General features: G+C 43.3%; 12 protein-coding genes. 3 read left to right on the forward strand and 9 right to left on the reverse strand.

Translation table 11 applies throughout. The features are described 5' to 3' along the window. From FPZ44_RS22910 to FPZ44_RS22930, 5 genes are all read right to left on the reverse strand, one after another. Positions 1 to 1461, reverse strand: coding sequence for an RtcB family protein (locus tag FPZ44_RS22910; RefSeq protein WP_144994352.1), 1461 nt, complete (start codon positions 1459 to 1461; stop codon positions 1 to 3). 502 nt (positions 1462 to 1963) lie between these two features. Then, the gene (locus FPZ44_RS22915) at positions 1964 to 3346 is read right to left on the reverse strand and encodes an acyltransferase (RefSeq protein WP_144994353.1); all 1383 of its coding nucleotides are present in this window, start codon (positions 3344 to 3346) and stop codon (positions 1964 to 1966) included. Positions 3347 to 3577: 231 nt separating this feature from the next. Next, on the reverse strand, positions 3578 to 4786 hold the full coding sequence (locus tag FPZ44_RS22920) for a serine hydrolase domain-containing protein (protein WP_186786205.1): 1209 nt from the start codon (positions 4784 to 4786) through the stop codon (positions 3578 to 3580). A gap of 105 nt (positions 4787 to 4891) precedes the next feature. Further along, complete coding sequence (locus FPZ44_RS22925) at positions 4892 to 7111, reverse strand: serine hydrolase domain-containing protein (RefSeq protein WP_144994354.1); 2220 nt, start codon at positions 7109 to 7111, stop codon at positions 4892 to 4894. 145 nt (positions 7112 to 7256) lie between these two features. Next, positions 7257 to 9476 carry a serine hydrolase domain-containing protein gene (locus FPZ44_RS22930; protein WP_144994355.1) on the reverse strand — a complete coding sequence of 740 codons (2220 nt, stop codon included), beginning with the start codon at positions 9474 to 9476 and terminating at the stop codon, positions 7257 to 7259. A 369-nt stretch (positions 9477 to 9845) separates the two neighbouring features. On the opposite strand from FPZ44_RS22930, the gene FPZ44_RS22935 reads away from it, so the two are divergent. Next, positions 9846 to 10466, forward strand: a complete 621-nt coding sequence (locus FPZ44_RS22935; RefSeq protein WP_186786206.1) for a sensor domain-containing protein — start codon at positions 9846 to 9848, stop codon at positions 10464 to 10466. A 45-nt stretch (positions 10467 to 10511) separates the two neighbouring features. Then, the gene (locus tag FPZ44_RS22940) at positions 10512 to 12323 is read left to right on the forward strand and encodes a helix-turn-helix transcriptional regulator (RefSeq protein WP_144994357.1); all 1812 of its coding nucleotides are present in this window, start codon (positions 10512 to 10514) and stop codon (positions 12321 to 12323) included. A 725-nt stretch (positions 12324 to 13048) separates the two neighbouring features. On the opposite strand, the gene FPZ44_RS22945 is transcribed toward FPZ44_RS22940, so the two are convergent. The 4 genes from FPZ44_RS22945 to FPZ44_RS22960 all read right to left on the reverse strand — a co-directional run bounded on the left by FPZ44_RS22945 (position 13049) and on the right by FPZ44_RS22960 (position 20701). Next, entirely contained in the window at positions 13049 to 13915 is an 867-nt protein-coding gene (locus tag FPZ44_RS22945; protein ID WP_144994360.1) for a metal-dependent hydrolase, read from the reverse strand. A 172-nt stretch (positions 13916 to 14087) separates the two neighbouring features. Next, positions 14088 to 15320 carry an aminopeptidase gene (locus FPZ44_RS22950; RefSeq protein ID WP_144994362.1) on the reverse strand — a complete coding sequence of 411 codons (1233 nt, stop codon included), beginning with the start codon at positions 15318 to 15320 and terminating at the stop codon, positions 14088 to 14090. Between the two features lie 213 nt (positions 15321 to 15533). Continuing rightward, positions 15534 to 17837, reverse strand: a complete 2304-nt coding sequence (locus FPZ44_RS22955) for a S8 family serine peptidase (protein ID WP_186786207.1) — start codon at positions 17835 to 17837, stop codon at positions 15534 to 15536. A 467-nt stretch (positions 17838 to 18304) separates the two neighbouring features. Further along, positions 18305 to 20701, reverse strand: a complete 2397-nt coding sequence (locus tag FPZ44_RS22960; protein ID WP_144994366.1) for a S8 family serine peptidase — start codon at positions 20699 to 20701, stop codon at positions 18305 to 18307. Between the two features lie 544 nt (positions 20702 to 21245). Between FPZ44_RS22960 and FPZ44_RS22965 the strand changes: the two genes are divergently transcribed. Next, positions 21246 to 22265 (forward strand): AraC family transcriptional regulator, encoded by a 1020-nt coding sequence (locus tag FPZ44_RS22965; RefSeq protein ID WP_144994367.1) that lies wholly within the window; start codon positions 21246 to 21248, stop codon positions 22263 to 22265. Positions 22266 to 22288: the final 23 nt, after the last annotated feature.

Below are 22288 nucleotides of genomic sequence, written 5' to 3' on the forward strand. Positions count from 1 at the left end.
TTAGGCTCCTTTTAACGCTGCCAACGGCTTGCATACTGCTACTACTTCAGCAAGCCCTGCGCCGACAACGCTCTCGATTATATGTTCAACATTTTTATATGCTTGTGGTGATTCATCAACGATGCTTTCCAGCATCGGTTGGTTGACTACAATTTCATCTTCCTTACCTACTCTCATGGAGGCAGCAAACTCATCCACGGTCACTAGCTGCTTCGTTGCACTGCGTGATCGAACCCGACCAGCCCCGTGACAGATCGAATAATAATTGTCGCTTCCGCCATCGCGCCCCACCATCAAATAAGAACGGCTGCCCATCGATCCAGGTATAAGCGCTGGATGCCCAGTCTCCAAGTATGGCTTCGGATTATCTGGATGATGCGGCGGCAGAGCACGTGTAGCTCCTTTTCGATGAACGAACATCCGCTGTCCATCATGTACTTCCTCCCATGCGTAGTTATGCATGAGATCATACAGCGTCCGCATCTCAACCTTAGTCCCGAATACATCACGAAACGCTTCGCGAATGCCATATGCGATCAAATGTCGATTCACGACTGCATAGTTCAACGCCGAGTACATCAAGTTCACATACGATTGTGCAAATGGATGCTCCAACGGCGCAAACGTTAATCTCGGATCTGGCGTTCCTTGACCAGACGCACGCATCCATTGGGCCATCGCCTTAATCCCATGCTCACTGACCGCTCCGCCCCATGCTCGTGATCCAGAATGGATCATAACGACGACTTGCCCGTCAAATAGTCCCCATGCTTCTGCAATTTCCCGATTATGTTTATCTATCTCGATCGCTTGCACTTCGGCAAAGTGATTGCCGCTGCCAAGGGTTCCAAGCTGTCTATGCGCTCTATGCCATATCGGTTCTGGAATTTCATCCAGTACCTTTTCATCAAACGAAAATCTACCGCATTCTAGATGCGTCAAGGATGTCGTCTTCTTTGGCGTGTAAATGTCCGGCACATACTTGTTAGGCAAGCCGTGAACACCTTTTTTCAGAACATGCTCCAAACGAATATCCGAAAAATAGCCGCGTTCATGCATGTTCAAAGGCACGTATTTCCCCATTCGTTTAATCAACTTACGCCGTACCTTTACGTCTTTTAGTTCATCACGATGCATATTCGTCAAATGGACTCGCATACCGCAGCCGATATCGTTACCGACAATAGAAGGAGACACATAACCATTCTCAGCCTCCCATACCGCTGTCGTACCTATGCACGTTCCAACACCAACATGAACATCTGGTGTATAGCTCATGTAAGAAGCATTTGGAATCAGTAAATTGTTATTTGCCATTTCAAATACTTTTGCAGGAAGCTCCGCAAATAAAGGCTCACTGGCATAAACGTGCAATTCTCCTGCTGGAAGTGCAACCGTGCGATAAAACGCTGTCTCTGTTTTTGAATCCGTATTCCATATATCTTTATTCCATGTATGCATTACTAACTTCATTCCTCTCGTTTACTGCCAATATCAAATTTGTGCATAAAAAAATGACCGCAGACTCTTCTGTCTACGGTCATTTCCATCCTAATAGAGGGATAATTATCCATCTCTAATGAACACACTCATTCACCCTTGTGGATGAGCGTCCTTAGGAACATATAAAAAGACCATAGACTTCTCGTCTATGATCTCATGATAATCCGTTCATGTTATGCGAAGTACAGCTCACCTGCAGGTATATACTCCAACTAATGTCGAGTAATTCACCATGTGCGAAGTAGCACTTCTGCTCACCGATTATTCCGTCGAGACCGACGAGAAACGTATGAATGTATGCGATTGTCGGTTACCTAGGCTATCATTACGCAGCCAATTACCAGTACCTTTATCATTTCTGAGTTCATTAAACATAAGCATCATCATGTTATCGTCGGCCTCCTTTCGTGTAATATGGACTTATCATAAAGCGGTATTCCAAACATTGTCAACCCCATTTTTAAAAAACAGGTTTTGACCTATCTTTTTGTTCTATCGATTCAAGACCATTCTGCTGTTCTCCACTTACCAACGACGCTTGAGGATTTCTTCGGCTCACATTACCTGTCAGCCATTTCCCATATGGCATGAGCTCCATCATCTTGGACAATAGTAAAGACCCCACTGCAACAACCACCCACGTTATTATTGTCACGATAAAATGCTGTCCTTCAAGCATCAATGTTCGCGTCCACAAAGCAACCCCTGACAACACAAGTGCATGTACTAAATAAGCAGGGAAAGAGTACGATCCAATCCATTTCAAACAACGGTACAGCATGCCTTGGCGTTTTACGATATTCAGCGCAAGCACGTACAGAAGCAGCATCTGTGAAACGGCCAATATAGCGATAGACGGTTTCAAATACGTTGAGATATTTACGTTTACTGGTTCCACACCACCTGCTAACAAACGATAGCTGCTGTACAGATACGCAGCGCCAAACACCATCGCACTCCACGGCAGCACACGCTGTACCCATCGCCGCCACTCAGGGAGGAGGTACGCACAGAGAATGCCCATTGCAATATAGAGTATATACATGCCTGCAAACATGGTACGGTGCCCCAACATATATGCTGCAGCCCCACTCGCATCGGACGTCCATCCGGGCGCGATACGGTAAGACCAGTCCATCAAGGCTAGATGGAGAAGGCCGATCCCTATCATCAACAAAACTAGCCAACGCTTGCTTATCTTCATTCCCTTTTCCAAAGTTATTGCACGTATTTTTATTTGTACTTTATGTACAATTTTGAGTAACCAAGGAAAGAGAAGATACAATTGGAATATCATTAAAATAAACCATAGATGATACCCATATGTCGGGTTAACAAACTGCTGCAACATTTTCATCCAGCCATCTAAAGTGAACATATCTCCTTGCAAAATAAATGCGCAATAGATCAAGGTCCATAATGCGAATGGGACAAGCAGTCCCTGTGCTCGCCGCTTCAAAAAAGCGCCGTATTTCATAGAGGAATGACGGCTATAAAATAAAAGGACGGTTGATATGAATACGAAAGTCAGCGTACCAAATCTCGTAAAGTGATAGAGCAGGCTGATCAAAATCGAGTCAGTCCGATTGATATCTTCACGGACAATATATTCACCAATACTGTGCTGCAGCACAATTGCTAAAAAGGCGAACGCTCGTAGTATCGTGAGCTCTTCTATTCTTTTTTTCGACGTAGACGATGTATGGTTAGGTACAGCATCTGTATTTGCACTTTTCTTATCTTTTTCCTGTTTCTCGAAAGGAACAGCCTCTACTTCTGTGGTATCGTCCATCACAGCAATCGTATTCATCGTTGTCTTCCCTTGCAGGTTCGATTCGGTCACAGATTCACCTCATTGTCACGTTATCCATATAACAGCTTCGTGCATAATGTTATCGCTCTAACCTGAAAACGAGATGAAAGAGGCATAAAGAAAGATTCATTAGTATCCATTTCTGTCGAATTTAAAAGTGTCACCCTCCCTTTTTCTCAAACAAAAAAAGCCATCAATCAAGCTGTACTGATTGATGGCTGCACATCCATTACATATAACTAGTTCATTTACATAAACCCTCTACTTAAAACTTACTGATCTGAATTCCTCTTCGAAAATCTCTAGTAAATTGGCCTGTTCCTCATTCATATCATTATCGAGTATGTTCGTGCTCATCGCCAACACATGATCTCCACCTACAAGACCGCCAGCTATCGTAGCAAATCCATGAATGCCCCCACTATGTCCCCAAATGGAATTACCACTTGCTAGCTTTGTTTCATAAATGCCCAGTCCATATTTCCCAACAGGCGTATCAACCCCCGTCAACATTTGCTGCAAAGATTCAGCCTTCAATAACTTGCCGCCTAATAAGGTACTGAAAAACGTATTCAAGTCAGCCGTTGTCGAAATCATATCACCCGCTGCATCTCCCCATGAAGGGTTCAACTCTGTCATATCGATAAACTTGCCGTTCTCTTTAAAGTACCCTCTTGCATGCTGATCCGGAATATAAGAAGAGCTTAACGGTATAGATGTTTCGTTTAGCTGAAGCGGCTCAATGATGCGCTTCTTAATTTGCTCCGCATAGGTTTCACCTGTCACCTGCTTAATAATAAGTCCCGCTAAAATATAGTTCGTATTTGAATAACTCCAATTCGTTCCTGGAGCGAATAATGGTGCTTCAGCTAATCCTTTACGGACAAGCTCTTCAGGCGTATATCCATGATACGGATTCTTCACTATGCTATCTCTTATAAATGATACCGATGTGTAGTTCGCAATGCCGCTCGTATGATTCAATAACTGCCGAATTGTAATCTTGCTGCCATCATAGCCATTTCCTTGTACGACACCTGGCAGCCATTTCTCTACAGAGTCATCCAAGTGGAGCTTCCCTTCTTCAGCTAGCTGCAAAATAACAGTCGCGACGAACGTTTTCGTCACACTACCTATTCGAAAATGGAAGTCCGCCTTCACTTGCCGTGTATCATAGATGCTCGCTTCCCCTGATGCGTAAGCCCACCGCTCTCCATTTTTCATGCCTGCTGCAATGATTCCTGGAATGTTCTTATGGTTAGCAAGACGATCAATAACTTGCTTAACGGAGCTATTTACTTCAATTGCTGCACGAGTGGATTGCTGCTGTAAAGAAGTTTGGATACCTTGTGTCTGCTGGGATGCTATCTTATCCGACTGGGCTTGTACATTTCCTTGCACAGGCAGCAGTAGAGCTGAAGCTGCAACCATCGCCGATACCGTCAACATTTTAAATTTATTTAATTTCATCGTTTCTCCTCCATATTTTCATTGTCTAGAAAAGACTGCCTCCTACTTAACGCCAAGTAACTTAACTCTGAAATAGGAGGCATTTTCTTCTTAAGGGAATAAGGATTAGTTGAATTCAGTCGTAAGTAAATTGCTCATATTCTCGTTAAATGCTTTTATTAACTCATCCGAATTCGGCTGTGAGTTTATATTCATAGCCATAATGCGCTTGCCATCAGACGTTCCAAGTAGCATACTTACAAATCCATGAATTCCTCCATCATGACCCCAGAGAACCTGACCATTTGGGAGTTTCGTTTGATAGATACCCAATCCATATGTTCTACCGTCACCATTCTCGGTCGCTAACATCTGCTTCAACTGCTCTTCCTTCAATAGCTTGCCGCCGAGCAGCGCAGACAAAAATGTGGACAAATCCTTTCCTGTTGAAATCATATCTCCTGCCGCATTTGCAATGGTTGGGTTCAATTCTGTAATATCTAACAACGTTTGATTGTGTGTGATATATCCTCTTCCATGCTTAGATCCAGGTATGAGGGTACTGCTGCCTGGCAAGAAAGTATCGTTAAGATGAAGCGGCTCTATGATGCGTTTTTCTATTTGTTGATCATACGTCTCGCCTGTTACTTTTTTAATAATTTGGCCAAGCAGCACATAGTTCGTATTGGAGTATTGGAAGTCAGTTCCTGGCTTGAATACGGGCTTTTCTTTCAGACCCATCGCCACTAACTCTTCTGCTGTATAGGTACGCTGCAAAAGTTCTAGATTATTAGGGTCTTTAAAAAGAACACTCGTATAGTTATAAATCCCGCTTGTATGATTAAGTAGTTGGCGAATCGTAATTTTACTACCGTCGTAACCGTTGCCCTGTACAACTCCAGGGAGCCATTTCTCCACGGAGTCATCTAAATTAAGCTTGTTCTCCCCAGCTAATTGAAGCACGACAGTCGCTACAAATGTTTTCGTAATACTGCCAATACGGAAACGTGCATCAGACTCCATTTTGCGTCCTGTCTTAATATCAGCCTTGCCAGCTAAGTAGCCTTGGAACTTGCCGTTGTTGTATGTCACTGCTGTGACACCTGCAATATCAAGCTTCGTGAAGTTATCAATGAGTTTCTGTACTCGTTCAACTTTGGAAGCAGTTCCGCCAAATTCTTCTGCAATGATATTCACATGATGAAGGGCATCTTTATCCGCAAGTAAATTGGTGCTCAATGCCATCACATGTTCACCGCCAGCGATCCCTCCTGCCATAGTAGAGAATCCAGGCAGATTTCCGCCGTGTCCCCAGAATGAAGTTCCATTTGGCAGTTTCGTTTCATAAATACCAAGTCCGTATTTCCCAAGAAGAGGAGCTTCAACCGTTGTCATCATTTGCTTAAGCAACTCTGGCTTCAATAATTTCCCACCTAGTAGTGCACTGAAAAATGTATTCAAATCATCTACCGTCGAGATCATATCTCCGGCTGCATTTGCCCATGAAGTATTCATTTCTGTTGTGTCCAAAAGCTTGCCTTCAAGCTTGAAGTATCCTCTTGCATGAGGACTAGGGAGATGTGTAGAACTGCCTGGGACTGAGGTTCCCTTGAGTTTTAGTGGATCGATAATACGTTTCTTAATCTGCTCACCGTATGTTTCGCCTGTAACTTTCTTAATAACAAGTCCCGCCAGCACCGTATTCGTGTTCGAGTACTCCCAGCTTGAGCCTGGCGCAAACGAAGGCTTTGCGCTAATGCCTGCACGAACAAGATCATCAGCTGTATAGTTTTTGTTCGAGCTCGATTGAAGACCTTTCATAAAGGACTCATTTGCTGTATAGCTCGCGATTCCACTCGTATGATTGAGCAACTGACGGATCGTAATTTTGCTTGCGTCGTATCCATTACCTTGCACAACACCCGGCAGCCATTTTTCAATGGAATCATCCAAACTGAGTTTATTTTCACCTGCTAATTGAAGAATGACCGTCGCTACAAATGTTTTTGTGGTACTTCCGATTCGAAAATGGAAATTGGTCTTCACTGGAGTTTTGTCGTGGATAGTAGATTCACCTGAGGCATAAGACCACTTTTGACCGTTCTTTGTAACACCAACGATGACCCCTGGAACGTCTTGTTGATCAGCAGCTTGATCAATGAGCTTTTTGACGGAACTTCGATTGTCGTGAGCGTTAGCCCCTGGCTTATTAGTAGAATGCTGAGAAGTTTGCTGTGCTGTATTCACGTTCTCGGCGTGCAATGTTCCTTGCACGGGCAAAAGCAAGGTTCCTGCTAATAATGCGGATAAAGTAATCATTCCTAATTTGTAGCCTTTAAACTTCATAGTTTTTCCTCCTTGTTTTGGCACACCATCGGAGCACTGCCTCCTACTAATTATCAAGTTACTTCCCCCTGGAAAATAGGAGGCAGACAGTTACTCCGCTTGATGATGTGGAACATTTAAATAATGGTAAAGCACCGTTCGTGATTTATTTGAACTCCTCTGCATACGCAGAATCAACAGAATCTATTACTGCCTTTGCTTTTTCTTCCGAATCTGGACTTGAATTTACATTCAAAACCATAATATGCTTACCATCTACTGATCCAAATGCAAAACTTCCATATCCGTGTATGCCACCATTGTGTCCCCAAAGTACTTGACCATTTGGCAGCTTCATCGAGAAAATGCCCAGTCCATAGTCGCCAACTTGCTCTGTCTTCACAGCCGTCAACATCTGCTTTAGCTGCTCTTCTTTCAATAGCTTACCGCCAAGAAGTGCGGACATAAATGTAGACAAATCTTGTCCAGTGGAAATCATATCTCCGGCTGCATTACCCCAAGATGGATTCATTTGTGTTACATCTTTTAACTTTTGATGAAAATAAACGTATCCTCTAGCATGCTTAGAACCGGGTATAAGGGTACTACTTCCTGGCAGGAAGGTTTCATTAAGATTGAGAGGTTCTATGATGCGTTTTTCGATTTGCTGATCATACGTCTCACCTGTTACTTTTTTAATAATTTGACCGATCAGCACATAATTCGTGTTCGAGTAACTGAAGGCAGTCCCTGGCTTAAATAACGGTTTTTCTTTCAATCCAATTTCCACTAATTCCTCTGCCTTATAGTTGCGATATAAACTATCTAGGTTGTTGGGGTCTTTAAAAAGAACGGCTGTGTAATTATTAATACCGCTCGTATGATTGAGCAGTTGGCGAATCGTAACTTTATTTCCATCATAACCGTTGCCCTTCACCACACCTGGCAGCCATTTTTCTACGGAGTCATCCAAATTGAGTTTGTTCTCACCTGCTAATTGAAGTACGACCGTCGCTACAAATGTTTTTGTAATGCTGCCGATACGGAAGCGTTCATCTGATCCCATTTTGCGACCTGTTGTGATGTCCGCTTTACCAGATGCGTAGCCTTGAACTTTGCCCTGATTGTACGTAACCGCAGCAGCACCTACAACGCCGTGCTTCGTTATGTTATCTAGCTGCTCTTGCACGCGTTTCGTCTTGGACTCCGTTCCATTGAATTCTTCTGTAATAATGTTAATATGGTGGATGCCAGCTGATTCGGACAGCACATTTGTGTTCAACGCGATAACATGCTTGCCTCCTTCAACGCCCCCTGCCATCGTAGAAAACCCAGGAATATTGCCCCCATGTCCCCAGAGCGAAACACCGTTACTTAATTTTGTCTCGTAGATTCCAAGTCCGTATTTTCCAAGTGGTGACTGTACCCCTGTCAGCATTTGCTGTAACATTTCAGGCTCCAACAGTTTCCCTCCTAGAAGTGCTTGGAAAAACGTATTTAAATCATCCACGGTTGAGATCATACCTCCGGCCGCGTCTGCAGTAGAAGGATTAAATTCAGTCATATCAACGAGCTTATCAGATTGATAATTGTATCCTCTTGCATGTGGTCCGGGCACATGAGTAGAGGTTCCCGGCACTGAAGTCCCACTAAGCTGCAGCGGATCAATAATGCGCTTTTTAATTTGCTGACCATACGTTTCACCTGTAACCTTCTTGATAATCAGCCCAGCAAGCACGGTATTCGTATTGGAGTATTCCCAGCTCGTTCCTGGAGTAAATGACGGCTTTATGCTGATTCCTATCCGGACAAGCTCTTCAGCCGTATAGCTCTTATATGGATTGGCAAGCATATCTTTCCCAAATGTTTCATCCGATGTATAATTCGCAATCCCACTTGAGTGATTCAACAGCTGACGAATCGTAATTTTACTTGCATCGTAACCATTGCCCTGCACAACACCTGGAAGCCACTTTTCCACCGTGTCATCTAAGTTCAACTTCTTCTCCCCAGCGAGCTGTAAGATTACTGTAGCTGTGAATGTTTTTGTTGTACTTCCGATTCGGAAGTGGAAATTTGTCTTCACTGGGGTTTTGTCGTGGATAGTTGCTTCGCCTGAGGCGTAAGACCACTTTTGACCGTTCTTTGTAACACCGACGATGACCCCTGGAATGTCTTTCTGATTAGCAGCTTGATCGATAATCTTTTTGACGGAGCTTCTATTGTCATGAGCGTTAGCCACTTGCTTATTAGTAGAATGCTGCGAAATTTGCTGTGCTGCATTCGCTTTCTCTGCGTGTAATGTTCCTTGCGTAGGTAAAAGCACAGTTCCTGCTGTTAACGCGGATAATGTAATTAATCCTAATTTGTATCCTTTAAACTTCATAGGTTCTCCTCCTTTTTCATCGAAGCGGAATTACTATAATCTGACATCACATAAACAGATAACCCTTCATCTTTTCACACGATATTTTTTCATATTAGTTGGATACTCGGTAATTCTTCCATTCGTTTAGCGAACATGCATCGTAACTTCCGTCACCTCCTGACCTGACATTAACGCTAGATAAGTCATATCCCATAGTGATGAAAACGATCATTTTAACATGATCCTTCGTCATAATTCTTATGATTGATGTCATATGACAGTCCCTCACTACCCGCTGTGACAGCATCTCATCTATGCTAGGGTTATCAATCAGCGGACATGCGACTGCTGTACTTACTACTATCTATGAAAAAGGAGAAGTTAACGATGAAAGAGCATTTCATTCGAAACCTGAAACATGCACAACTTATGCTGTATACGTTTGTGAGCGGATTATTTTATTTCATTTTCTTTTCAGTCGGGGTCACATTAGGTGTGGGGTTATCGATCACTGTTGTGGGAATTCCAATCCTGGTCTATGTGCTGCAAACAGCACCTAAATTCGTACGCCTAGACGCTCGAATCATTGAGAAATATACATCCTTACCGTTGATTCACCTGCCAAGTAATGAAGAACACTTCCATTACAACGAGCCAAATCAAGATTCATGGGAACAGATGAGAGCGACATTGACGAATCACAGTTATTGGATCATGATTAGATTATTGATGTATAAATTGGTAATTGGGATGGGTAGTCTTATCCTTTCAGTCTTGATGTACGTCGCACCTCTTATGTTATTACCTGCACCGCTGCTGTATAAGATCCTCCCGTTCCATGTGTTTTTAAATAAAATTGAAACACTCCCAGCCGCATTGGCGGTAAGCGCCCTGGCTTGTTTATGGTTGGTCGTTAGTACACGAGTAGGCAATGCCTTTGCGAAGTACTTAGTCGGCTACACACGTCGTATGATTGAAGTGGGGTATTTATATAAAACAAAACAGTAAAGTACCGAATTGGTGCTTATTATGAAGATGGAGTGAGAACTTCTAATGTGGAATATAACGAGGCATTGGTTTTGGTACGATTGGATGTGTTTCTTTATTCGGTTATTACTCTTGATAGCCATAGTTTTAAATATGCTAGTTAATCCAATACCATTTTCTGTGCCGTCATGGGTTATCATTGTAGCAGCTATTTTGATTCATTCGATTCCTTTTCTCATCCAACAGTTCAGTAAAAAGTGGTACTTAGTCTCAGAAATTGTGTTGTCTGGATCATTTTATATGTTTCTTACTTCCGATCAACCACTTCTCTCTTGGCAATTTATTATAATCGCATTTGTAATTGGCTTTTACAGTGACAAAAGCAACTATTTGTGGACAGCAATACCCACTATTTTTATCATCCCTGGTATCAACGGATGGCTGGCTGACCAGCCTATTCTAGCTATTATTTTAAACTATATGTTTAATCACGGCGCTGTATTTGCGCTAGGCTATGCTTTTCAAGTACTTGCCTTGAACCATAAACAAAGTAAGATTATTCAGGAGCAGAAAAAAGTGCTGGAGCAGCACATTAATCAGATCGAGGAACTTACTTTGAAAGAGGAACGGAACCGACTATCACATGAGTTGCATGACACGATCGGCCATACGCTAACCTCGCTAATTGTAGGCATGGAGTCATTGAAAACGTCATTCCCTTCCAATCAAAGCGAGCGAATCGATACCCTTGTCGATTTGGCCCGCCATGGGTTGGATGATATTCGCCAGCATCTGCATCATCTAGCTGCAACGCCAATGAGCCAATCGTTACGTGATTCTCTGCAACAACTTATCGGAGAATTCACAAATGCAACAGGAGTAACGGTTAGTTTCCGTACATTTGGAAATGAAGTTCCTATCACGAAACAAATCAGCTTCTGCTTGTATCGCTGCCTGCAAGAATCTATTACCAACGCCGTTCGACATGGGCAAGCGAGCACGATACAAGTTCAGTTATTTTACGACAACCAACAACTTCGCTTGCAAATTGAAGATAACGGCATAGGCATGGAGCAAGTACGGTTTGGCTTCGGGTTATCCGGCATGAAGGAACGCTTAGATGAATGCACAGGCAATCTAGCTGTACATTCTCGATCTAATGAAGGTACGGTCATCATCTGTACTCTCCCTCTAAAAGCAGAACCTGCTCACACAGGAATACGGCTTCTACTCGTCGATGATCAACCTATTATTACAGAAAGTTTGCAGCGCATTCTAGAACAACAACCCGATCTCAAAGTTATCGGAACAGCCGAAAATGGACGGCAAGCTTTGGAGAGATGCGTGACAGCTCTGCCCGATATCGTACTTATGGATGTGCGCATGCCAGAAATGGATGGTATCGAAGCGCTGCGTGAAATGAAACAGCGCTGGCCTCAGATGAAAGTTGTTCTATTAACCACATTTGAAGATGTGTCGCAAGCTGTCAAATCGATAGAACTTGGCGCAGAAGGATACATGCTTAAATCGATTCATCCGCGAGATTTGATTGAAGCAATAAAACTTATCCATAACGGAGGAACATGGATTGATCAGAACATTACCGTTCAAGTATTCGAGGAGATGAAGCGTCAACGGGAACAGTTGGGCAATCAAAATTATTCCCCGGAAAATAATCCGTATGGAATTACGAAACGAGAGCTAGAAATTTTGCAGCATTTAAGCAATGGACTGCGCTACAAATCAATTGCGGCCAAGTTATTTTTGTCGGAAGGAACGATACGCAACTATTGCTCAACGCTATATTCCAAGCTCGGGGTGAGTAATCGGGAAGATGCGATTGAGAAAGCACGCACAGAGGGACTGGGCTTGCATTAAATGAATATGTACATGCTCGGGAATGCTTGAAGATGCTAGAGGTAGAGGAAACTAGATATCATTTAGAAGGCTGCACCGAGGTGTGGAGACAGCATTAATGATGCTGAATATTGTACCATTCGTGCACTAACGGTTGTCACAGAGGCTATCTGGCTTACTTTCACTTATTTGGAGACATAAAGGATGTCAGAGAGCTTATTTGTCAGATTTAGCGATGAATTCGTCATAATTGCTAAAATAAGTACTCTGATGACCGTTAAAACCCTACTATGGTCGATTTAGGAGAAATAACGTCAACAGCGCTTGTTAGAGAAAGCGCCGGCTTACAACAAATTCTGTACACAGGTAACTTGATAACGTATCGCAGCACAAAAGAAGACTTTAGCTCCTCTAAATATTACGCGCCCACCATAATTACATATTTATACAACTCTAAAGTTAGCATCGCAAATTGTGTCATACGGTTGCTGCTTTCTATTTCGAATCTTTTAATGTTACAAACGACTCTATCGAAAAAGCGACCTTTTTCGATGTAATTTGTGCATATGATACGTTAATCTACAGCTGCGACTTACATCTACAGTTGTAACTTCATTTCAACCATACATAAAAGACCGCTCCAATTATAGAGTGAGCTCCATCGTTAGTCATTTCATTTCTAACAAACGAGAAGCACTTCACTTTATGGGAACGGTCTTTTTGAATACCACTTTATATAACTTTACTTATTTATCTATTTTCTCGTATAGGAATGATGCACCATTGCGATAGAAACGCGGATCATAGATGCCGATATGTTTATCATCATTTACAACAACAATGAATGGCGACCATTCATACAACGTCTTCGCTTCCGGGTTCTCTGCAAACAGCTTATCAAGGCTGACGCTCTCATCCGACTTCAGCTCAACTTGAAGCTTCGGCTCGCTAAATACGGTTACGTTATGGATAGAAACCTTATCGCTTTCTTTGCCGATCATTTGAAACTGTCCTGGAATAAAGCCTGCTGACAGCGCAAACTCATCATATTGCTTCGCATATTGATTCTGAATCACGTAGCCTTGAACCGATTGACTAATAAGATGAACGATCATCAAGACCCAGACCCATTTGAATACACGTGATGACGATACATTCCGCTTGTACCGAACTAGCAACCAGCCTGCCAACATAATGATCCAGAACACAAAATCTATAATCGGAATCGTACCGAATGTAACCCGTATCGAAGAGAACGGCTCCAAATATCCTGTTCCCCACGCATTAAATAAATCGCTCGTGTTATGAATAAACACCGCCACAATTCCCATCGCAAACAGCTTCCAGTCCTTAACCCGGAACAGTAACCAACTCACAACAGCTAGCAGTGCTGCCCACACTGGCACAAGAAAGACAGAATGAGTAATGCCGCGATGCCACATTTGATAGCGTCCTGCTGTATCCCACCACTGAGAAATGACATCGATATCAGGTATGTTAGAACCTACGACTGTCGTAAGAAGCAGCGCTCGTTTTTCATTCGTCGTAAATCGCTTTTTATCAACAGCCGCATATAAGGATAATCCGAATAGTGTATGTGTTATCGTATCCATTGCTTTTTAATCCCCCCATAATGGTCATTGTAAGGATAGAGAGACGAGGAAGCAATATAGACAATCGACAATTTATTTAAAAATGAAGATATCTCAATTCGAGGAAATGACAAAAAGTCATCCCTACAACAAAAACAGCGGTACAGGAATTACCCCCGTACCGCTGTTTGTATTAAATTGCCCAGTTTCCGTTACGGAAGATAGGCACGGACGTTCCATCTTTAAGAATGCCGTCAATGTTCATTTCAGCCGAGCCGATCATGAAGTCAACATGTGTAATACTCGTGTTTACACCTGCTGCGCGTAACTCATCCTGTGACATCTGCTTGCCGCCTTCAACGTTAAACGCATAACCACTGCCGATTGCCAAATGGTTCGATGCGTTCTCATCGAACAACGTATTATAGAACAAAATGTTGGATTCCGAAATTGGTGATTGATGCGGCACTAGCGCCACTTCACCAAGATAACGAGCTCCTTCATCCGTATTAACAAGCTGCTCAAGAATACTTTGACCTTGTTCTGCCTCAACCTTCACAATACGGCCCTTCTCGAACGTAAGCTTGAAGTTGTCAATCAGGTTGCCACCATAGCTAAGCGGCTTTGTGCTGGATACGTAACCATCCACTCCATCGCGATAAGGCACAGTGAACACTTCTTCTGTAGGCATATTCGCCATGAAGTTCACCTTCTGCTCATTCGTGCTACTTGCTCCAACCCACAGATGCTTCTCTGGAAGCTCAATCGTCAGGTCAGTACCTGGCGCTGTGTAATGCAGCTTGTGGAAATGCTGTTCGTTCAAAATATCAACCTTCGCATGAAGATTGTTGTTATGCGCTTCCCACGCTTGAACCGGATCTTCATGATGAAGACGAACAGAATCGAAAATGGCCGTCCATAACTGTTCTACTGCTTGCTCCGCAGATGCATTCGGGAATACTTTTTCTGCCCATGCTTCAGAAGCTGCTGCTACCACTGTCCAGCTTACTTTGTCAGACTGAATAAATTGACGGTATTTGGTCAATGCTTGGCCTGCCGCTTTCTGATGATTACCAATGCGTTGAGGATCAATACCCTTCAACAAATCTGGATTCGACGAAACGATCGAGATAAATGCTGCACGCTTGTCCAGGAACGCTTCACGCTTTGCCACTTCCCAAGTTGGATAACTTGTAAACACTTCATCTGGTGCTTTTTCATACTTCAAGCGAGACAAAGCCTCATCTGTCCAATCAACATGTACATTGCTTGCGCCCGCTTCATAAGCTTTAGCTGCCACCAGGCGAGCCAATGGAGCTGACTCAATCGTACTATTCACGAACACCTCTTGTCCTTGCTGGACGTTAACGCCTACTTTTACAATCAATTCTGCATATTTTTCAAGGTTTTGTTCGAACTGCGTCATTGGTCATTCTCCTTTTATGTAAAGTGAAGGTTATACATAACTTATATTGTATATGTTATTTCCCACTTTAAGTCCAGTAATTTGACCAATATTCAAAAAAAATATGACAACAAGCCCTATTCGCATCCACAGAAGTTGTGTCAGCGAACAGAGCTTGCTGTTAATTGCCTGTACAATCATGAATGCTAAGTGAGGAGGAGAACCTAATAGGTCCTACTTCAAATCTTTCACCGGCAGTTGTTCCAATTCATCTTCTGGTTCATTTTCCGGTTCCTCAATCGGTTGCGCGATAAACGTCACGGCGTTACTGGCAGGTGATAGAACATTTTGACTATTCCTTACCTTAACAGTGAACGTATATGTGGCCCCTTCTACTAACCCCTGATTAATAACAAGTGTTGGTGAAGAAGATGCGCCTATTTGCTCTGCATTGTTATAGATCTCATAGGAAGCTGGTGTTGCATGATTGTTCGAATCTGTCCATGATAGTACCACACCGCCAGCAGCATCTGGTGTTGCCGTCAAATTCGTTGGCGCAAGCAATTGACCTTCGACAGGAGCAGCGCCACCTTTTGTAAGAGCAGCATTTTTACCGGATACAACTAGTGCGAATGGTTGCGTGGATTGTGGAACGTTATACGCTTTAACACGAATCGTGTACTTGCCCGCTTCCGATGTATTGAAGTATACATTTTCAACGTTGTTCGCACGATCGAACGAAGCGCAGCTTGTGCTAGCCGTGTTGCTTACAAAGCAGTTTCCTTTGTACACTTGGCCAGAAGGGGAAACAACTTCAAGGTCAAGATCATTTACAAGCGCTTTTGTAGTGGATACAGCAGCTTGGAAATCTGACCATACTGTAGAAATCTTAAGCGGCTGACCGCTTGCCACATCTACCGTATAAGTAGCCACATTGCCCGTGCTTAGACCCGCTGTATGATCTTCATGATGAGCCGTTACGTTCGTCGGATAGAGTGTCGCTTCCAAATTGACACGTCCCCAACCTGTTTCACGACTGCCCCAACCATAGCCAACATCTTGAGCACCATTAATGAGGGTAGCTTTTACAAGTGCAGCAGTAGGCTCAATCTTCTTCACAGTGTTGAAATATTGACGAACGAGAGCAGCTGAACCTGCTACTGCTGGCGTTGCCATTGAAGTACCGGACAGTGTCGCATAATGCTGGTTTGGATTACCTGTAAGAGTTGAAATCGTAGAGCGAGGAGAAATAATGCTTGTACCAGTCACAACAACATCTGGCTTTGTGCGACCATCGAAGGTAAAGCCGCGGCTGGAATAAGATGCAATGGAGTTAGGAGCTGTCTTGGCCAAGCTACCTACTGTGATTGCATTTTTCGATGTGCCTGGAGTTGCAATGGTGTTGTTGCCAAAGCTTCCAGAGTTACCTGCTGCGAACAATACGTTAAAGTGTTTGTTCTTGAAGGTATACTCATCTACTCGTTGAGCATTGGTATTGTATGAGTTGGAGGAAGCTCCCCATGAGTTCGTGTGGATTTTGGCGCCTAGTGCTTCTGCTTCAGCGAATAGTTGACGGACATCACCAGGGTTAATTCCGCCTCCACCTGTACCAAGTGCTTGAAGGACAAGCTTAGCGCCTGGAGCGACACCCTTGTACTTGCCACTCGACTGTTTGCCTGTTCCAAGTACCGTTCCCGCTACATGCGTGCCATGTCCGCCAGGATCGGACCAGTTGCCAGGGATTGCTTTGGCAATCGGAGTTACGTGCAATTGACCCGTAAAGTCTTGATGTACCGTAGACACATTACCGGAGTCGAGGCCGCTGTCGCCAACTGCAACGATTTGTCCTGCACCAGTCAAACCTTTCGCCCAAACGCCTGTAACAGGTGTGGAAGTACCGATTTGTTGGTTAATAAATTCATTCGACGTTTCATAACGAAGCTTTGTTTCGATAAAGGTAATGTCCTTATCTTGAAGCAAGGTGTATACTTGCTGATCGGTCAGCGTAGCTTCAATGCTGCCATCGTATACTCGGACATCTTGTGGGGCTGTAGGATTGATAAGGGAAGCGATTCTGGATTCACTGCCTGGGAATGTGGAGATAACGTACTCATTTGGGATACTGTCTGGGGTCGCGAACGTTCCTATCTTCCAATCTGCTTGGAAAGGTGTAACGCTGTATACGAGGTCACTTGTTGAAATTTGGTGTGCTTGCTTACCATTTATTCGTACGAGGTAAGCAAAGTCTGGTAAATAATCGCCGACAACTGCTCCATTTTTGCTCAAAAGTTCTTTAGATGCCTGAGTAATAACATCTTTGAATTGAACGACATACAACGCTGACTCATTAGATTGAGCTTGTTCGCTCAAACTCTGTTGTTGAGGGAGGTCTTGCAGATTCACATCTCCTGTCTTCAAATATAGAGTACGAGAGAGAGAGGGACTTGGTTCGGCGGCAAAACCATTTGACTGGAACACGGGAGCAAACAGGCTCAGTGTAAGTGCAATCGATAGACCCATAGCAAGCTTTCTTTTCATACACATACCTCCATCATATTAAATTTGAACTTACAAAAATGGAACAACTATAAAACTAGTGAAAATAATCAGAACCTTTTCAATCCACCACCTTTCCACAAAAACCATTTAATGGGCTATAGCTTGTTTAGAATCATACCTGTTATTTCTCACTAGATCAATAGGTTTTATCAAATTAATTTTGTTACATCGATAACCCTTATATATCAAGGCTTTAGCGATACTATCTATCAAAAAAATGAAAACACTTTCAACTTTCGACACAATGAAAAATGAGAAATAACCCTAATCTTGTCTACCATTTTTCGATAAATAGCGGCTATTTTTTATTGTACATCGTTCTATTTTGTGCATAAGAAATGGGCCTTACAAGCAAGCCCTCCCTATCATATGAAACTATGATGTGAAGGGCTCATACTAGATCAATTAACTCTTAGAAGGCACATTTTTATAACCATACAAATCGTTTAATTGACTTTAGCCCATAAGGCTGGCACATTAGAAGGCTCCCATCCTGTTAGGGAATAGTGAGCTTGGATAACCCGATACGTGGCATTGTTATAAGTGACAAGATCATGGACTTTATACTGCTGCCCCGCTTTCCAAGGCAAAGCGCCCGATCCAGGATTCGGATTTGTCGAATCCGTTGTCCCCGAAACGGGAAGGCTGGCTGGCGATAAAAGGGTGCCCGCTCGTACTTTAACAGTAAAGCTGTAAGTAGTGCCCGCTTGCAATTGAGTAACAACGGCAGAGGTCGTAGCAGAAGCGCCTACCAGTTGGTTATTGCTGAATATTTCATAAGTAGGTGCAGTCGTGTGTACGTTTTGGTCCGTCCATGTCAATGTCGCGCTATTTTGTGTCTTAGCGGATACGCTCACATTGATCGGAGCTTGCAAGTCAGTTGGCTGCGGCTGAGATCCGCCTCCTACGCTCAGTGAGGCATTACTACCAGATACCACTAAAGCAAATGGTTGCGTCCCTTGAGGAACGTTGTAAGCTTTCACTTTAATGGTGTACGTACCCGCATTCGCTGTATTGAAATATACATTTTCAACGTTATTAATACGGTCGAAAGCAGCACAGGTTGAACTTGCATTATTACTGACAAAGCAATTCCCTTTAAATACCTCGCCTGTTGGGGATGTCACTTCGAGATCGAGGTCATTTACCAATGCTTTAGCAGACTGCACTGCTGCTTGGTAGTCCGTCCATACGGTTGAGATTTTAAGTGGCTGTCCGCTTCCTATCGTGACTGAGTACGTTTTCACATCACCAGTCTGGATGCCAGTTGTATGATCTTCATGCTGCGCTTTAATACCATCTGTCGGGTACAGTGAACTTTCCAAATCTACACGTCCCCATCCTATTTCACGGCTGCCCCATCCAAAGCCGACATCTTTCGCTCCATTGATCAATATCGCTTTAACCAGTGCAGCGGTTGGCTCAACCTGTTTCACATCCATAAAATGTTGACGTACGATAGCAATCGCACCTGCTACTGCCGGCGTTGCCATTGAAGTACCGGACATCCTCGTATAATAAGTATTCGGGTCAGCTGGTCGATTTGAAACGGCAGAACGCGGAGAAATAATGTCGCTGCCGGTTACGGCAAGATCTGGTTTCACTCGTCCATCAAAAGCGTATCCTCGACTGGATGTCATAGAGATATTATTAGCCTTCTTAGAGAGATTGGCTACAGAAATAGAGTTCTTAGAGGTCGCTGGTGTAGCTAGTGTATTGGCTTCGCTCCCATAGTTTCCAGCTGCAAACAATACATTGAACGTTTTGTTGGCGAACGTATATTCATCCACTTGTGCCGCCATACTGTTGTATGTATTTACAGGTGATCCCCATGAGTTCGTGTGGATTTTCGCACCGTTACTTTGAGCTTGTCCAAACAAGGTTCTCAGATCGCCTGGACAAATTTTTGTACCGCAACCTATTGCCTGAAATACCAACTTAGCTCCAGGTGCGATACCTTTATATTGTCCATTCGACAAAGCTCCTGTGCCAAGCACCGTTCCAGCTACATGCGTCCCATGTCCATCTGCATCAGACCAGTTTCCAGGCACCGCTACCGCGAAAGGTGTCGTTTGCAACTGTCCTTGGAAATCACCATGCAAAGTGGATACATCTCCTGTATCCAACCCACTGTCTGCAACAGCTACAACTTGCCCTGTCCCAGTTAAACCGCGACTCCACATTCCATTTGGCGTAGAAGCTTTAACTTGAGCCGCGATGAAATCATTAGATATATCGGTTTGCAGCTTGGGTTCAACATAGGTGATTTCTTCCGTCTGAATTAGCGTTTGAATGTGGGCATCTGTTAGAGTGGCTTCTATACTTCCGGAGGAAACCGATAACTGCTGAGGAGCAATGGTTTGGATAAGTGAGGCTACGCTTGCTTCGCTGCCTTTAAATGTAGAGAGCACATATTCATTGGGGATACTATCAACTGTTGCGAAAGTTCCTTCTTTCCAAGTTGGTAGAAAGCGGGACACACTGTATACGAGGTTGCTTGTGGAGAGGCTGATAGCTTGTTGATCTGTAATACGTACGAGATAAGCAAAATCCGGAAGGTAGTTACCAACTTCAGCGCCATGCTGCTTCAACAGCTGCTTGGACTCATTCGTAATCACGTCCTTAAATTGGACGATGTACAGCTTGGGAGACTGTGAAGGCGTTTCATGAAACATGCTTTCTTGCGCAGGGTAATCCTTCAAATCAATTTGACCCGACTTTAAAAATACCGTTCGAGCTGGCTCAGCTCCTGGCTCTGCGTAACCTGTTGGCTGAATTGCGGGCGCAAGCAGACTAAGTGAGAGCATCATAGATAAGCCGATGATCATCTTTCTCTTCATCATATTGATTCTCCTTCATGAGCAAAATATTGTAGTAAGACTCCCCTACTACTTTCTCTACCACCTCTTAGATTTAACAATTGCTGGGCAATGGCTTATTCTGATAATAACCTGCATTGATCTGATGATCAACAAAAATTATTACATGTTAGTAATCTAAATAAACGAGACAGGACTTAAGTGTAAGCGCTTTAATAAAATTGTATTTAGAATAAAAGTAACATTTTTGTTACTTTTATTATGTCGCCTAGTTCATTTCGCTTTATTGAGCAGGGTTCAATATATGAGAATCGATAGCCACTCTATTCTACTCGAGCACCATTCGTAGACATCGTTTTCGCGGATCTGAACAACCTCTTGGTAGAAAACAAGTAGTTTCTTCGTGCTTACATCTGTTTTACCATGAAAAGAATGGCATATTGATCACCATATCTCTGAATGAATAGGTTGAAACGCTACGTATGAGGAGAAAATCGATCAAAGCGAAGATGCTGAAGCATCTTGCTTATGGATATATAAAAATTTGTTTACATAAAGGAGTATGTATATGAAGTCTCCGACCTCTGACTATATTAAAATTGCTCCAGGATTTTGGACGGGATTAATCCAATTAGGTATTACAGCCCACGATGTGGCTCGAAAAGCACAGCTTCCTTTTTCCATTGTTTCCAAACCAACGGTCACCACCACCCAATATTTTTCCATTTGGGAAGCCTATTCCGACCTTATTGGTGATACTCCTGAAGCCATTATCAAACTCGCGACTGTCTTTGATACAGCAACCTATCCGCCAACCGTCTTAGCCACCTACCACTCTCGTGACTATCGCGATGCGCTAAACCGAATGGTTCGATACAAAAAACTGTGTCCCCCTGAAAGCCTACGTATAACCGAGGAGAATGATATCTGTAAAATAGAATTGGAATGGTTGGATAAAGAACATACTGGTCCGCAGATTCTCATTGGCATCACGCTTGCATTTCTCTTGGAGCTTGGACGCCGAGGAACAGGTCAACCTTTGACAGCTCAATTTGTCGAATTTTCACATGTAATGGGAGATATGCGGACTCTTGAAAAATACTTCGGCTGCCGTATCCGGACAGGTGCAAAATGCAACCGACTTACGCTGCATCGCAGCGACTTGGATCGTTCCTTTACAACGTATAACGAGGAATTGCTAGAAATCCTTACTCCTGCTCTGGATCAATCTTTACATGAACAGCAATACAGCCACTCTATTACTGAGGTGGTCACATGGATCATCAAACGCAATCTGGCAGGAGGGAACTTTGACATTCAAGCTGTCGCCAAACAACTGAGTATGAGTGATCGAACTTTACAGCGCCGGCTTGCTGCCCAAGACACGAGCTTTAAACATCTCTTAGCACAAGTTAAGCATGAGCAAGCCCGGGTGTACTTACAAGACCCCACACTTGATATTAAAGATGTCGCGTTTTTAGTTGGCTATGAAGACCAAAACTCATTCTATCGTGCTTTTCACTTGTGGGAAGGGATCACTCCTTTAACATGGCGGAATGAACATGTAGGTAAAAACCCGATACGATAAGATGTCGAAAGAAAAATGACTAT

It is taken from the genome of Paenibacillus agilis, from assembly GCF_007786455.1.
GTDB classification, from domain to species: Bacteria; Bacillota; Bacilli; order Paenibacillales; family Paenibacillaceae; genus Paenibacillus_B; species Paenibacillus_B agilis.